This is a genomic window from Streptomyces purpurascens (assembly GCF_045040895.1).
GTDB classification, from domain to species: Bacteria; Actinomycetota; Actinomycetes; order Streptomycetales; family Streptomycetaceae; genus Streptomyces; species Streptomyces purpurascens.
The window spans coordinates 5,549,015-5,564,734 of sequence record NZ_CP108341.1 but is presented as its reverse complement, the minus strand read 5'-3'; the positions used below and the strand labels follow the sequence as shown (position 1 = coordinate 5,564,734).

At 73.0% G+C, this 15,720-nt stretch carries 11 protein-coding genes; 8 read left to right on the top strand and 3 right to left on the bottom strand.

Going from position 1 to position 15,720, the window contains the following annotated elements:
* Positions 1–134: 134 nt before the first annotated feature.
* Positions 135–2,408 (bottom strand): lipopolysaccharide biosynthesis protein, encoded by a 2,274-nt coding sequence (locus tag OHU35_RS25415; protein ID WP_372498817.1) that lies wholly within the window; start codon positions 2,406–2,408, stop codon positions 135–137.
* Positions 2,409–2,412: 4 nt separating this feature from the next.
* A complete protein-coding gene (locus OHU35_RS25410) occupies positions 2,413–3,660 on the bottom strand; it encodes a DegT/DnrJ/EryC1/StrS family aminotransferase (RefSeq protein WP_189728605.1) in 1,248 nt (415 codons plus the stop codon).
* Between the two features lie 310 nt (positions 3,661–3,970).
* On the opposite strand from OHU35_RS25410, the gene fahA reads away from it, so the two are divergent.
* From fahA to OHU35_RS25370, 8 genes are all read left to right on the top strand, one after another.
* Entirely contained in the window at positions 3,971–5,188 is a 1,218-nt protein-coding gene (gene fahA, locus OHU35_RS25405; protein ID WP_405507007.1) for a fumarylacetoacetase, read from the top strand.
* Between the two features lie 254 nt (positions 5,189–5,442).
* Positions 5,443–6,381: a M56 family metallopeptidase gene (locus tag OHU35_RS25400; RefSeq protein ID WP_184591929.1), complete on the top strand. Its 939-nt coding sequence runs from the start codon at positions 5,443–5,445 to the stop codon at positions 6,379–6,381.
* Between the two features lie 128 nt (positions 6,382–6,509).
* Positions 6,510–7,307 carry a GntR family transcriptional regulator gene (locus OHU35_RS25395; RefSeq protein WP_372498816.1) on the top strand — a complete coding sequence of 266 codons (798 nt, stop codon included), beginning with the start codon at positions 6,510–6,512 and terminating at the stop codon, positions 7,305–7,307.
* A gap of 36 nt (positions 7,308–7,343) precedes the next feature.
* Entirely contained in the window at positions 7,344–7,571 is a 228-nt protein-coding gene (locus OHU35_RS25390) for a ferredoxin family protein (protein WP_030790138.1), read from the top strand.
* Positions 7,572–7,586: 15 nt separating this feature from the next.
* Positions 7,587–8,948 (top strand): ABC transporter substrate-binding protein, encoded by a 1,362-nt coding sequence (locus tag OHU35_RS25385; RefSeq protein ID WP_405507005.1) that lies wholly within the window; start codon positions 7,587–7,589, stop codon positions 8,946–8,948.
* Positions 8,945–9,823 carry an ABC transporter permease gene (locus tag OHU35_RS25380; RefSeq protein WP_189728597.1) on the top strand — a complete coding sequence of 293 codons (879 nt, stop codon included), beginning with the start codon at positions 8,945–8,947 and terminating at the stop codon, positions 9,821–9,823. Before OHU35_RS25385 ends, OHU35_RS25380 begins: the two co-directional genes overlap by 4 nt.
* Positions 9,807–10,646, top strand: coding sequence for an ABC transporter ATP-binding protein (locus OHU35_RS25375; RefSeq protein WP_405507003.1), 840 nt, complete (start codon positions 9,807–9,809; stop codon positions 10,644–10,646). Before OHU35_RS25380 ends, OHU35_RS25375 begins: the two co-directional genes overlap by 17 nt.
* An 11-nt stretch (positions 10,647–10,657) precedes the next feature.
* Positions 10,658–13,477: a fumarate reductase/succinate dehydrogenase flavoprotein subunit gene (locus OHU35_RS25370; RefSeq protein ID WP_405507001.1), complete on the top strand. Its 2,820-nt coding sequence runs from the start codon at positions 10,658–10,660 to the stop codon at positions 13,475–13,477.
* Positions 13,478–13,544: 67 nt separating this feature from the next.
* Here the strand turns inward: OHU35_RS25370 and recQ are convergent, their stop codons facing one another.
* Positions 13,545–15,554 (bottom strand): DNA helicase RecQ, encoded by a 2,010-nt coding sequence (recQ, locus tag OHU35_RS25365; protein ID WP_359887393.1) that lies wholly within the window; start codon positions 15,552–15,554, stop codon positions 13,545–13,547.
* Positions 15,555–15,720: the final 166 nt, after the last annotated feature.

Sequence of the window (15,720 nt, the reverse complement as noted above, 5' to 3'; positions counted from 1 at the left end):
GGGGTGGGGAGCCGACGAGTCCGCTTGGTCCCGGGCAGGTGTGGGCTCTGGCGTGGATCTCTCCCGTGGAGTTGCTGGCGGACGCACGGTGGTTCCCCCCTGGCGATTCGGCTCTGTTCGGCGCTGGATCGTGATCAGTCGCTGGGCCGGCCGCGCGATGGTCCGTCGGCCGTTCGGTTGGATCTGGAGCGGGAGAGCGTCCACGCCGACGCGGCGCGGCGGAGCAGCAGGAGCAGGACGAGGACGGCGAGCAGGGGCGGCGCGACGGGTGCGAGCGCGTCGCGCCACACCCAGCCGCCGACCGCGACGAGATACAGAACCCCCCAGCGCCCCGGCCACGTCAGCCGCCCGCCCGCGCTCGCGAGCAGCAGCCACAGCGGCACGAGGCACAGCAGCTGGCAGACCGGTGGTGCCCAGCGCAGCAGCGGCTCGGGTCCGTCGAGCCCCAGCGTGTCCGCGAGGAAGCCGGCCGTCTTCTCGTACAACGCCCCGTCCACCGGTCGCGGTTCCCGCCCGAGGGCGACCGGTGCGGTGTACAGCGCGAGCAGGGCGGCGTACAGCGCCGTGCCGGGCAGCCACGGGTCGCGCCGGGTGCACAGCGTGAGGGCGGCGACGAACACCACGAGCAGCAGGCCCCCCGCCGTGAGCGAGGGCAACGGCAGCCACTCCAGCAGCTGACGTCCGGTCAGCGCCGCTTCGGAGGCGTCGCCGAGCCAGGGCAGGTCGCGCAGCGGTGCCAGGAAGAAGACGGTGGCGACACCGAGCAGGCTCCAGAGGGCGCCTCTGAGCCGCCGCTCCTGTGGCTCCTGGTCCGTGAGGGGTCCTCCGGGCTCGTGCGGTGGTTCCCCGGGCCCGTGCGGTGGTTCCCGGGGTGGCCCCTCCGGCCGCACGATCAGCGCCAGCGTGTCCGCCTGCAGCGCCTCGCGTTCGTACCCCGGCCGGCCGATGAACAGCGTGACCGTGTCCTCGTCACCGTCCTTGGGCTGGTACGCGGCCCGGCGGGCCCAGGTCGTGCCGTACCCGGCGGTGGCGTTGAGCTTGGCCCAGCGGGTGCCGTAGGAGGGGTCGGCGGGCGTACGGACGGCGGGCGCGGTGTCGTCGTGGCGCAGTGCCGCGCGGAGCCCGACCGTGGAGACGACGGCGATCAGCGTCATGCTCAGCAGCACCGCCCAGCCGGCGCCCGCGATCCCGGCCGGGGTGAACAGCACGGCCGCGCTGCCCAGCACCAGGGCGCACATGGCGCCTTGGAGCGCGGCCAGCACACCAGTGCGCCCCTGGACGCGCAGCACGCCGATGTACAGCTCCACCACGACCCGCGGCAGCGCGCCGAGGGCGAGCAGCCGCAGCACGGTGGAGCCGTGCTCGGCGTAGTCCGGGCTGAAGGGCGTGAGGATGTACGGGGCGAAGAGGACCAGCACCAGCACGACCGGGACCAGCAGCAGCGTCATGCGCCGCAGTGCTCCCCGGACGCCGTCGGCGAGCTGGCGCGGGTCGTGCGAGGCGTGCGCGGTGAGGGACGAGGCCATGTTGATGGCCATGAACTCCATCGTGCCGCCGACGGTGTACGCAACGTAGAAGTAGCCGTTCTCCGCGGCGCTGAAGCGGACCGCGACCATCACCGGCAACAGGTTGATCATGGCCAGGCTGAACAGCGCGCCCAGCGAGTCCCCGGCCAGGAAGCGGCCCATGTCGCGGAGTCTCGGAGGCTCCTTCTCGCGGTCGTGTGCCGCCTGGCCCGGGATGAGCTTGCGGAAGATCAGCCAGCCCAGCGGCAGGGTGGAGAAGGCGATCGCCACCGCCCAGGACACGAAGATGCCGAGGACGGGCAGCGTGCCGGCGAAGACGGCCAGCAGGGCAAGTTTCCCGACCGAGAACACCGCGTTCCCGGCCGGCACCCACTCCGCCTTGCGCAGTCCGGTGAGCACGCCGTCCTGGAGGGTGAGCAGCGCCCAGGCCACGCACGCCGCGACGAACACCGCCCCCGCCATGGGGGTGCCCAGGGGAGCGTACGACGCTCCCCAGGCGTCGAGTGTGAGCAGGAAGACGGCGGCGGCCAGCGCCACGATCAGCGAACTGGCCGCGTACGTGCCCCACACCAGGCGCCCGGTCTCCCGTCCCGCGCGCGGGACGAAGCGCACGACGGCCCCGATCATCGTCGTCGCCGTGATGCTGGCGAGCAGCCGCATCGCGGCGATCGCGGCGGAGCCCTGACCGACGGCCTCCTCGGAGTAGTAGCGGGCGGCCACCAGCCAGAATCCCAGGCCCAGCACGGCGGACACGCCGGTGCTGAGCATGAGGAAGTAGGCGTTCTTGAACAGCGAGTCGTGCGTGTGTTCGCTGTCGGCAGGCCGCGGCCCGCCCCCGTCGGCGCGCGTGGGGGCGGGCTCGTGCACCTGGATCTCAGCCACGGGACTAACCCAGCCCTCCCGGTGTCGGCCTGCTCCTGGACAGCTCCCCCGGCGCTTCGACCGGTTGCGCCCCGGACCGCTCCAGCACCTCGACGACCGTCCGCGCCCGCAGCGGGTCCACGGGCAGCGCGTGCCGCGCGAACCAGCGGGCCGCCTCGGGGGCCGGTGAGGGATCGGTGAACTCCGCACCGGCGTAGTCGTCCAGGGGCGGGTCGTAGAGGTAGCCGACGACGATGCCCCGTCGCGCCAGTGCCGCGATCGCCGCGTCCCGGTCCGCCACGAACAGCGGGACGCGGAACAGCGGCTGGGTGCCGTGCGGGTCGCGCGGCTTGGCCCAAGGTGTGGACAGCAGCAGCTCCGTGCCCGCCCGGCAGGCGTCGAGCACGTCGTCGAGCCGGTCGAGCTTGCGCCCGATGCGCCGCAGCCGCAGCAGGCCGGACTCCTGGCGGTAGTCGTGCATGTCGACCCGCACCCAAGGGTGGTGCGCCTCGAGCCCGGGGGCCCGGCGCTCAGCCTGGGCGAGTTCGTCCGGGCGCAGCGGCATCCGGATCTCCTCGCGGTCCGCGAGGCCCAGCAGGCGGATCGCGGCCCAGGCGGCGCGCCGCAGCCGCAGCCCGCGCACCGTCGCCTCGGCGAACGGCCGGACCGCGTACGCAAGTTCGGAGCTCGCCCGGCGCGGGACGAGCAGCCCCGCGCAGGTCTTCTCCACCGCGTCCCGCAGCCCCGGATCGGCGAGCGAGAGCATGCCTCCGGCCTTGGCGCCCACATGCTTGGACAGGCTGAACGCGGATGCCTCCCCCCACGCCCCGACCGGCCGGTCCCCCACCCTGCTGCCGATGGCGTGCGCCGCGTCCTCGAACAGCGGGATCCCGAGCTCGTCGCATTTCCGCCTGAGGCGCGGCGCCGGGTCCGGGTTCCCGTACAGGTTCGTCGTGAGCACGGCCGACACCGAGCCCCACGTCTCCTCGGGCACGGCCTCGATATCGATGGACGCGTCGAGCGGGTTCAACGGCGCCTGCACCGGACGCAGTCCGGCCGCGAGCACGACGAAGAAGATCACGTCGTCGTTGACCGGCGACATCAACACCCGTCCGCCGGGCGGGCACCAGTGGCGCAGCGCCACGTACAGCCCGAAACGGCACGACGGTACATACACACATTCCCGGCCGAGCCGGACACGCATGGTCTCTTCCAGCCGCTTCGGCTGTGGACCACGCCGTACCGAGCCCGGACCGGCCTCCCCTATGGCCATCCGCCCCCCTGGTGTGCCATGGGAACGCCCCCTCCCCGAGGCCTTCCGGCACCCGCCCAGAGTCGCCCCGTTCGCACCGCTCCGTCAAGATTGCGTCGCGTCCTGTGGATAACTTCCGGCACGTACGAAAGTGTCGTCTCGTCCGCCCCGTCCGAGTCGCACCGACCGGCCACCCCCACACCCACCTGCCCCGTTCGCCCGGGTCCGCCTCCTCGGACTCTGCCCACGACCGGCGTGCCACCCGTAACGTGTGGCACGACCACGAACACGTGGCGACGACATGGCGCACCCGAAAGCGAGGCAGCACCCGATGCCCCCCTTCGATGTCCCCGAGGGCGACCCCTTCGGCCCGCACAATCTGCCGTACGGCGTGTTCTCCCTCCCCGGCTCGTCCCACCGGTCCGTGGGCGTCCGGCTCGGCGACCATGTGCTGGACGCAGGCGCCGCGGCCCACGCGCTCGGCTCCCCGTACGCCGCCCTGCTCGCCCGCCCGACCCTCAACCCGCTGCTGGCGGCGGGCCGCACGGCCTGGTCGGACGTGCGCCGGGCGCTGACCGCCTGGGTGACCGTGCCGTCCCACCGCGAGACCGTCGAACCGCTGTTCCATCCCTTGTCCTCGGTGACCCTGCACCTCCCCTTCGAGGTCGCGGACTACGTCGACTTCTACGCCTCCGAGAACCACGCCCGGAACGTCGGCCAGATCTTCCGCCCCGACGCCGCCGACTCCCTGACCCCCAACTGGAAGCATCTGCCGATCGGCTACCACGGCCGCTCGGGCACGGTCGTCGTCTCCGGCACGGATGTCGTACGCCCCTCCGGCCAGCGCAAGGCGCCCGCCGACGCCGCTCCCGTGTTCGGCCCGTCCGTCCGCCTGGACATCGAGGCGGAGGTCGGCTTCGTGGTCGGCGCGCCGTCCCGGATGGGCGAGCCGGTCTCCCTCGACGGCTTCCGCGAGCACGTCTTCGGCCTCTGCCTCCTCAACGACTGGTCCGCGCGCGACATCCAGGCCTGGGAGTACGTCCCCCTCGGCCCGTTCCTCGGCAAGTCCTTCGCCACGTCGGTGTCGGCGTGGATCACCCCGCTGGAGGCCCTGGAGGAGGCGCGGGTGGCCCCGCCGGCCCGGACGCACGAGTTGCTGCCGTACCTGGACGACAGCGACGAGGAGCCCGGCGGCTACGACCTGCGGATCACCGTCGCCGTCAACGGCCACGTCGTCTCCGAGCCGCCGTTCTCCACCATGTACTGGACGGCTGCCCAGCAGCTGGCCCACATGACCGTGAACGGCGCTTCCCTGCGCACCGGCGACCTGTACGGCTCGGGCACGGTGAGCGGCCCGGCGGACCGGGAGCGCGGCTCCCTGCTGGAGCTGACCTGGAACGGCCGCGACCCCCTCGAACTCCCGGACGGCAAGCGGACGTTCCTGGAGGACGGCGACGTGGTGACCCTCTCGGCCTGGGCCCCCGGGCCGGACGGCGTGCGGGTGGGGCTCGGCGAGGTGACGGGCCGGGTGGCACCGGGAGCGCAGTGAGCCCTCCCGGGTGACGCCCCGGGCGACGCGGATCTGGCCGACAGTCGCCCCTCCCGGCTCTTCCGATGGCGTTCGACCCCTGACTCACACCGCCCGGCCCGTCATACTGGGCGTCGGGCGGTGTGTCCGCCCGCGCGCGGTACACGGCCCGTTCGGCGAACACCTCGACCGTGGCACCCGCGCGCACAGCAGCCGCTCTTCCCCGCACCACCCGTAGCCGCCCCTCTTCCGACCAGGAACCGGAGCCCGTGGCAATGACCGTCTGCCTGCTCCTGCTGAGCGTTGTCGCCGTGACGGCCGCCGTGCCCGTGCCCCGGGCGCTGACCCGGTCCGCGTGGCCCGAGCGGGAACCGGTGGTCGCGTTGTGGGTGTGGCAGTGCCTGGTCGCCACCGTCCTGCTGTGCTGCGTGACGGCTCTCGCCCTGGGTGCCGCCGCCGTCTTCGGCACGGTCCGCGCCCAGCTCTTCGCCCCGGCGCCGCCCGCCGTGACCGCGGCGTACGACCTCTCCACCGCCCCGCCGTGGGCCGCCACCCTCACCCTGCTGCTGGCCTGCGGCGCCGCCTGGACGACCGCGATGCTCGCGCGCGAACTCGTCGAGGCCCGCCGGCGCCGCGCCCAGGCCCGCGCCCACTTGCGCGAACGCGCCCCCGACCTGCCGGCCGGCCTGCCCGCCGCCCGCGGTCCCCTGCTGGTCCTCGAGGACGAGTACCCCGACGCCTGGTGGATGCCCGGCAGTCCGTCCCAGCTGATCGTCACCACGGGCGCCCTGCACCGTCTCACCGGCCACCAGCTCGACGCCGTCCTCACCCACGAGCGCGGCCACGCCCGCGCCCGCCACGACTGGCTGCTGCACCTGTCCACGGCCCTGGCCACCGGCTTCCCCCGCATCCCGCTGTTCGCCCACTTCTGCGACCAGACCCACCGCCTGGTCGAACTGGCCGCCGACGACACCGCCTCCCGCCGCTGCGGGCACCTGACCACCGCACTGGCCCTGATCGAGCTCAACCAGCACCGCGGCGTCCTCTCCTGCGCCTCCAGCCACCGGCTGCTGGGCGAACGGGTCGACCGGCTCCTGGAACCGCCGCCCCGGCTCGGCCGCAGGCACCGGGCCCTGACGACCACCACGGCCGCGCTCGTACCGCTGCTGCCTCTGCTGATCGCGTTCGCCCCGGGTCTGACGGCGCTGTCGTAGCCGTACCGGCCCGAGCCGTGGTGGCAGATCTCCCCACGGGCCCGCCGAAACCGCAGCTCAACAGTCGAACCGGTCACATTCCCGGTGGCGCAACACTCCCGCAACACTCCTTTTCCTATCGGATAGGTATGGTCCGATCCATGCCCATCGACCGCAGCCGAGACCACGCCGGACCGGGAGCCGCGACCACCGTCGCCGCCCACCGCGCGCGGCGACGGCTGCGCGCCGACCGGGCCAGGCAACTGGCGGACCTGCTCCGCCAGCAGACGCTCACCGGCGCCTTCCCCGGCGGTACCCTCCCCCACGAGTCGACCCTCGCCGCCGACTACGGCGCCGGCCGCAACACGGTCCGCGAGGCGCTCGACCTGCTGCGGGCCGAGGGCCTCGTGGAGCGCCGGCCCGGCGTCGGCACCGTGGTCGTGGCCCACAAGTACCCCCACGGTCTCGACCGCCTGATGGGCCTCGCGGAAACCCTCCGCGAACACGGCCGGGTCACCAACGAGGTCCGCACCATGGGCCCCGCCCCGGCACCCGCGCCGGTCGCCGAACGCCTCCACCTCGCGCCCGGCACCGACGTCCTCTACATCGAACGCCTGCGCCGTCTGAACGGCCTCCCCCTGTCCCTCGACCTCACCTACATCCCTCTGGACATCGGCACCGAACTGCTCGGCGCCGACCTGGAGAACACCGACGTCTTCCGCCTTCTGGAAGCCGTCACCGGCCAGCCCCTCGGCCACGCCGAGATCACCCTGGAAGCGGTCAGCGCGGACACCCACTCGGCCGCCGTGCTCGAGGCCCCGCGCGGCACCGCCGTCCTCATGCTGGAACGCCTCACCCACCTCGCGGACGGCCGCCCGGTCGACCTGGAGTTCATCCGCTTCCGCGGCGACCGCATCACCATGAGCGGCCTGCTGCACCGGTCCTAGTAACCAACCCGCTCGCGCGGATTCCTGGAGACAGCCATGCCCTTGGTGCCCCAGCGGGCCGACGTGCCCGTGACCATCGACGAGTCGAAGTGCATCGACGGCTGCACGCTCTGCGTGGACATGTGCCCGCTGGACTCCCTCGCCATCGACGAGAGCAACGGCAAGGCGTACATGCATGTCGACGAGTGCTGGTACTGCGGCCCGTGCGCGGCCCGATGCCCCACCGGAGCCGTCACGGTCAACATGCCCTATCTGCTCCGGTGAGAGGCCCGAACCGCCATGTCCCGAACCACAGCGAAACGCACCGCGGTCGCGGTGTCCGCCGTCGTCCTCCTGCTCCCGCTCAGCGCCTGCGGCGGTGACGCCGAGGCCGGCAGCGGCTCCACGGTCACCGTCACCGTCGGCTACCAGTCCAGGACGATCAACACCGTCACGGCGGGCACCCTGCTCCGCTCCCTCGGCTACTTCGAGAAGCAGCTGAACGCCCGCCACGACGGCATCACCTACAAGGTCGACTGGCAGGACTACGCCACCGGCGCCCCCATCACCGCCCAGATGACCGCCGGGAAGATCGACATCGGGTCGATGGGCGACTTCCCGCTGCTCATCAACGCGGCCCGCGGCAAGCAGCTGAACAGCCCCACCCGCCTGGTCTCGGTCACCGGCTACAACCTCCGCGGCGGCCTCAACACCATCGTCACCGCGCCCGGTTCCAAGCTCGCCTCCCTGAAGGACCTCAAGGGCAAGAAGGTCTCCACGAGCGTCGGCTCGGCCGCCGACGGCACCCTCGTCCGGGCCCTGCAGCGCGCCGGCATCGATCCGAACAGCGGCGTCGAGAAGCTCAACCAGCAGCCTTCCGTCGGCGCCTCGGCTCTCACCGCGGGCAGCGCGGACGCCCTGTCCCAGTTCGTCGCCTGGCCGGGCCTGCTCGCCTACCAGGGCAAGGCGAAGGCCCTGTACGACGGGGCCCGGCTGAACCTGCCCACCTTCCACGGCGTCACCGCCCGCGAGGACTTCGCCAAGGAGCGGCCCGCCGTGCTGGACGCGTTCCTGAAGGCGCAGGCGCAGGCGACGGACTATCTGAACGACCACCCGGTGGACGCCGCCGAGAAGGTCGCGAAGGCGACCGGCCTGCCCGCCGAGGTCGTCTACCTCTACAACGGCGCTCACGGCATCGCCACCTTCGACCCGGCGATCAAGCCCCAGCTCGTCTCCGCCTTGAAGAAGGACGTCTCGATCCTCAAGTCGGCGAAGCTCACCGGCGATGTGGACGTCGACTCCTTCGTCGACGACCAGTACGTGAAGAAGGCCCTCGGCCCGACGGCGTACGCCAAGCAGCTCGCCACGAAGCCCGCGCCGTCCGCGAGCGAGGCCTGGCCCAAGGGCGCCTCGAAGACCGTCACCTTCACCTCCCCCTCTCAGCTGCTGCGTTACGTGGCCGGGCACCGCGACGCCGTCCGCGCCGCCTACGTCCCCGACACCACCACCGGCACCCTGTGGTTCGCCGACAAGGCCGTGTGGGTGGCCGAGGGCTCCAAGCTGCTGCCCTTCGTCGCGCCCGAGACCGCGCAGGCGTACATCGCCGGGCACGGCGGGGCGCGGGTCGTCTCCTACGCCGACGCTCTGGAGCAGGCGTCGTGAGGCGTTATGTGCTCCGCGTGGCGTCGCTGGCGGTCGCCCTCGGCCTGTGGCAGGCGCTGACCAGCCTGAACGTCGATCTGTGGCTGCGCTTCTCGCAGTTCCCGACGGTCACCGACGTGGCCCGGGCCTTCGCCGCCCGGCTGTCCGGGCCGGACTACTGGACGGACCTGACCGACAGCCTCACCCGGATCCTCACGGGCTTCCTGCTGGCCGCCGTCCTGGGCGTCGCCACGGGCGTGCTCGTGGCGCGCTCGCGGCTCGCCGAGGATCTGCTCGGCCCGGTGCTGGAAGTGATCCGCCCGATCCCGGCCATCGCGCTCGTGCCCGTGGCGATCCTGCTCTTCCCCTCCAACGAACAGGGCATCGTCTTCATCACCTGCACCGCCGCGTTCTTCCCGGTCCTGGTCTCCACCCGGCACGCGGTGCGCGCCCTGACCCCCATGTGGGAGGAGGCGGTGCGCACCATGGGCGGCGGCCGGTGGCGGATCCTGGGCTCCGTCGTCCTGCCGGGCGCGCTGCCCGGCGTGTTCGGCGGCCTGTCCGTCGGCATCGGCGTGTCCTGGATCTGCGTGATCTCCGCCGAGATGATCTCCGGCCAGTACGGGGTCGGCTACCGCACCTGGCAGGACTACACCGTCGTCGACTACCCGGGCGTGTTCGTCGGCATGGTCACCATCGGAGTGCTCGGCTGGCTCACCTCCACCGCCGTGGAACTGCTGGGCCGCCGCCTCACCCGCTGGCTGCCCCGCACCGCCTACGTCCCGGGCGCCCGGCCGCCCCGCACCGCCCGGTCCGTGAAGCCCGCGCCGGCCGCCCCCGCCGCCGCACCCGGCGGACCCGTGTCCGAGGAGGCACGCGATGAGCACCTCGTCTGAGACCGTCGGCACCTCGCCCGAGACCGGCGTGAACGCCTCGAAGCACTCCGCCCCGAACGCCTCGGCCGAGGCCGTCGCCGGCCCGCCGGTGCGCGGCACTCGGCTCACCCTGGCCGGCGCCTCCCTCGGCCGCCCCGGCGCACCCGCCCTGGACGACGTCGACCTGGACATCGCCCCCGGCGAGATCCTCACCGTCGTCGGCCCGTCCGGCTGCGGCAAGTCGACCCTCCTGCGCACCCTGGCCGGCCTGCTGTCGCCGCTCGCCGGGGAGATCACCCAGGACGGGCACCCGCTGACCGGCCCCGCGGCCGACCGCGCCCTGGTCTTCCAGGAGGACGCCCTGCTCCCCTGGCGCACCCTGCGCGCCAACGTCGAACTGCCCCTCGCCATCCGCGGCGTGTCCCGCGCCGAGCGCCGGGAACAGGCCCAGGCGTGGCTGGAGCGGGTCGGACTCGGCACGCAGGCACGGCAGTTGCCGCACCGGGTCTCCGGCGGGCAGCGCCAGCGCGTCCAACTGGCCCGCGCCCTGGCCGCACGCCCGCGCGCCGTCCTGATGGACGAGCCGTTCGGCGCGCTCGACGCCCAGACCCGGGCGGGCATGCAGGACCTGCTGGTGGAGGTGCTGCACGGCACGGGCGCGACCGTCGTCTTCGTCACCCACGACGTCGACGAGGCCCTCTTCCTCGGCGACCGTGTGGCCCTGCTCGGCGCGGGCGGCCTCGTCGCCGTACGGGACGTGCCCCGCCCGCGTGACCGGGGCGCGCACGACGACCCGGCGCGCGTGGCCCTGCGGCGCGACGTCCTCACCTCGCTCGGCACCTGAAAGGCACCCCGGTGACCACCTCCGTGAACCCCCCTGCGGACACCTCCCTGGCCGTCCCGTCCCTCGCCGACGCCGAGGAACTGACCTGCGACGTCCTCGTCATCGGCGGCGGCACCGCCGGCACCATGGCGGCACTGACCGCCGCCGAGCACGGCGCGAACGTGCTGCTGCTGGAGAAGGCCCACGTCCGCCACTCCGGCGCGCTCGCCATGGGCATGGACGGCGTCAACAACGCGGTCATCCCGGGCCGCGCCGAACCCGACGACTACGTCGCCGAGATCACCCGCGCCAACGACGGCATCGTCGACCAGTCCACCGTCCGCCAGACCGCGACCCGCGGCTTCGGCATGGTGCAGCGGCTGGAGTCGTACGGCGTGAAGTTCGAGAAGGACGAGCACGGCGACTACGCGGTCCGCCAGGTCCACCGCTCCGGCTCCTACGTGCTGCCGATGCCGGAGGGCAAGGACGTCAAGAAGGTCCTGTACCGGCAGCTGCGGCGGCGCGAGATGCGGGAGAAGATCCGCATCGAGAACCGGGTGATGCCGGTGCGTGTCCTCACCGCCGAGGGGCGCGCCGTCGGCGCGGCGGGCTTCAACACCCGTACCGGGCAGTTCGTCCAGGTCCGCGCGGGCGCGGTGATCCTCGCGACCGGCGCCTGCGGCCGCCTCGGCCTGCCCGCCTCCGGCTACCTCTACGGCACCTACGAGAACCCCACCAACGCGGGCGACGGCTACGCCATGGCCTATCACGCGGGCGCCGAGCTCACCGGCATCGAGTGCTTCCAGATCAACCCGCTGATCAAGGACTACAACGGCCCGGCCTGCGCCTACGTCGCCAACCCCTTCGGCGGCTACCAGGTCAACCGGCACGGCGAGCGCTTCGTCGACTCCGACTACTGGTCGGGCCAGATGATGGCCGAGTTCGCGGCGGAGGTCGCCTCCGACCGGGGCCCGGTCTACCTGAAGCTGAGCCACCTCCCCGAGGAGTCGGTCTCGGCCCTGGAGACGATCCTCCACTCCACCGAACGCCCGACCCGCGGCACCTTCCACTCCGGCCGCGGCCATGACTACCGCACCCACGACATCGAGATGCACATCTCCGAGATCGGCCTGTGCGGCGGCCACTCCGCCTCCGGCGTCCGGGTGGACGACCACGCCCGTACGACGGTGCCCCGGCTGTACGCGGCCGGCGACCTGGCCTGCGTGCCGCACAACTACATGATCGGCGCGTTCGTCTACGGCGACCTCGCGGGTGCGGACGCCTCCCAGTACCAGGCCTACGCGGGCGACCTGCCGACGGAACAGCTCCGGGAGGCGCACGAGCTGATCTACCGCCCGCTGCGCAACCCCGACGGCCCGCCGCAGCCCCAGGTCGAGTACAAGCTGCGCCGCTTCGTGAACGACTACGTGGCCCCGCCGAAGTCCGGCGCCCGCCTGTCGCTCGCCCTGGAATCGTTCGAGCGGATGCACACCGACATCGCCGAGATGGGCGCCCACACCGCGCACGAACTGATGCGCTGCGCGGAGGTCACCTTCATCCGCGACTGCGCGGAGATGGCCGCCCGGTCCTCCCTGGCCCGCACGGAGTCCCGCTGGGGCCTCTACCACGACCGCCTCGACCACCCCCAGCGCGACGACGCGTCCTGGTTCCACCACCTCGATCTGCACAAGTCCCCCTCTGGTGCGATGGAGTTCACGGCCCGTCCCGTGGCTCCCTATCTCGTTCCGGTCGACGGCTTCACTGCCGTCGGCGGCCCTTCCCGTCTGATCGGCGAGGTCCACGCCGAGGACGTGGCGATGGCGGGGCCGCGGGATGTGGCTCCGGTGGCCGCCCAGGTGGGGGCGGCCGGGGCTGAGCAGCCGCAGCAGACCGCGCCGTCCTCGTCCCCCGCTCCCGCCCCCGAGCAGTCCTCCGCCCGCCTCCTCGAACTCGTCGCCCTGGCCGATGAGGAGCCCGAACTCGACGCCCTTCAGCCGTATCTGACCGATCCCGCGCCCGCCGTCCGGCGCGAGGCGGTCGCCGTGCTCACCGAGACGCTGCCGCCCGGAACAGGCCGCGCCCTCGCCTCCGCCCTGCGCGACACCGCCGCCGAGGTACGGGCGGCCGCGGCCGCGTCACTGCGGGAACTCGTCGAGACGCTCCCGCCCGAGCCCGACCTGCGCGACGGCCTCGCCGCCGCCCTGGCCGAGCCCGACCCGGTGGTCCGCGCCGCCGCGCTGGACGTCCTGCGTGCCCTGCGCCTCGGAGACGCCGTCCTGTTCGCGGGCGCCGTGGCCGACGCCGACATCGCCGTCCGTATCGAGGCCGTACGCGCGCTGGTGTCGGTCGACGCCGCCGAGGAACTGGCCCGCGCGGCGGTCGACGACCCCTCCCGCGAGGTCCGGGTGGCGATCGCCAAGGGGCTGGCCACGGTGGGTGCCGAGCGACTGTCCGGTGGCCTTCCGGCCGGCTCCGATTCCGCCGCCGGCTCGATCGAAGCGGCCCTCACCGGCCTCCTCGACGACCCCGACGCGCTGGTGCGTGCGGCTGCCTACGGAGCGCTGGGCACCACCGGCTGCCCGGCGCCCCTCACGTCGCGTGCCGTGGCCGCCCTGTCCGAGTCGGCCTGGCAGGTCCGGGCCGGAGCCGCCACGGCCCTGTCCGTCGCCGGCCCGGAGGTGGCGGTCCCCGCCCTCGCCAAGGCCCTCGCGGACGCCAACGCCGATGTCCGCAAGGCCGCCGTCCTGGCACTGACCCGGCACCGCACCGCCGAGGAGGCCCGCGCGGCCCTCGCCACGGCGACGACGGACTCCGACGCGGATGTCAGGGCGTACGCGGCACGGGCGCTGTGACCGCCGCCGGCTGACGCTCGGCCCCTGCCGAGGCCCTGCCGATACCTGCCCCTGCCGGAGCCCGGCCCTATATCCAGTCGGGCTCCGGCTCCTCGGCCATCTCCGGCCAGTCGTCCGGCCCACCCGGGTCCTGACCGGGGCCGGGGGCGTGTCCCGGAGCCTGGCCGGACGCCGCGGCCGGAGCCGGGCCGGGCGGTCCGCCCAGCGAGGTGAGGACCTCCAGCACGCCCTCCCCGTATGTCGCGAGCTTCTTCTCGCCGACCCCGCCGATCCCACCGAGCTCGGCCACCGACGCCGGCCACACCGTGGCGATCTCCCGCAGTGTGGCGTCGTGGAAGATGACGTAGGCCGGTACGCCCTGTTCGCGTGCCTGCTCGGCGCGCCAGGCGCGCAGTGCCTCGAAGGCCGGCGTCAGTTCCTCGGGCAGCTCGGCGGCGGCCGCCTTGCCCTTGCGCTCGCCCCGTCCGGAGCCCGAGGACCCCGACCGGGAGGTCACCGGCTTCTTCGGCTCCTTGCGCAGCGGCACCTCCTGCTCCCGCCGCAGCACCGTCCCGCTGCCCTCGGTCAGCACCAGCGTGCCGTACTCGCCTTCCACGGCGAGCAGTCCCTGGGCCAGGAGCTGCCGGATGACACCCCGCCATTCGGCCTCGGCCAGCTCCTCGCCGATGCCGAACACCGACAGCTGGTCGTGGTCGAACTGGATCACCTTGCCGGTCCGCTTCCCCAGCAGGATGTCGACGATCTGCACCGCGCCGAACTTCTGCCCGCGCTCGCGCTGCAGCCGCACCACCGTCGACAGCACCTTCTGCGCCGCGACCGTGCCGTCCCAGGTCTCCGGCGGGGTCAGGCAGGTGTCGCAGTTGCCGCAGCCGGCCGGGTCCGGGTCCTGGCCGAAGTAGGCGAGGAGCTGGCCCCGGCGGCACTGGACGGTCTCGCACAGCGCCAGCATCGAGTCCAGATGGGCCTGGGCCCGCCGCCGGAAGGCCTCGTCGCCCTCGCCGGACTGGATCAGCTTGCGCTGCTGGATGACGTCGTTGAGCCCGTAGGCCATCCAGGCCGTCGACGGCAGCCCGTCACGGCCGGCCCGGCCCGTCTCCTGGTAGTAGCCCTCGACCGACTTGGGCAGATCGAGGTGGGCGACGAAGCGGACGTCCGGCTTGTCGATGCCCATGCCGAAGGCGATGGTCGCCACCACGACCAGGCCGTCCTCCCGCAGGAAGCGGGACTGGTGGGCCGCGCGCGTGCCCGCGTCCAGGCCCGCGTGGTACGGCACCGCCTCGACGCCGTTGCGGCTCAGGAACTCGGCGGTCTTGTCGACGGAGTTGCGCGACAGGCAGTAGACGATGCCGGCGTCGCCCGCGTGCTCCTCGCGCAGGAAGCTCAGCAGCTGCTTCTTCGGGTCCGCCTTCGGCACGACCCGGTACTGGATGTTGGGCCGGTCGAAGCTCGCCACGAAGTGGCGGGCCGCCGGCATGTTCAGCCGCTCGGTGATCTCCTGGTGCGTGGCGCGCGTGGCCGTCGCCGTGAGCGCGATCCGCGGCACGTCCGGCCAGCGCTCGCCGAGCAGCGACAGGGTCAGGTAGTCGGGCCGGAAGTCGTGGCCCCACTGGGAGACGCAGTGCGCCTCGTCGATCGCGAAGAGGGAGATCTTGCCGCGAGAGAGCAGGTCGAGGGAGCTGTCCAGCCGAAGCCGCTCGGGCGCCAGGTACAGCAGGTCCAGCTCGCCGGCGAGGAACTCGGCCTCCACCAGCCGCCGCTCGTCGAAGTCCTGCGTGGAGTTCATGAACCCGGCCCGCACGCCGAGCGCCCGCAGCGCGTCCACCTGGTCCTGCATCAGGGCGATGAGGGGGGAGACGACGACACCCGTGCCCGGCCTGACCAGGGCCGGGACCTGGTAGCACAGCGACTTGCCGGCGCCGGTCGGCATGAGCACGACGGAGTCACCGCCCGCGACCACGTGCTCGATGACCGCTTCCTGCTCGCCCCGGAAGGCCTCGTACCCGAAGACCCGGTGCAGCGTGGCCAGCGCCTCACTCTGCGTCACTGCCATCTCGGCGATACCGCCTGTCCCACCCATCGTCGTGCCCCCCGTACGTCGTCCCTCGACCACTGCGTCCACGATAGGGGTCAGCACCGACAAGGCCGGAGTTATCCACAGGTCACCCCCGCCCGTCCCCGTCAAGGACACGATCGTCGTTCACACGTTCGCGGGAGACCCGCCCGTTTCCGGCGGATAGTCTGAA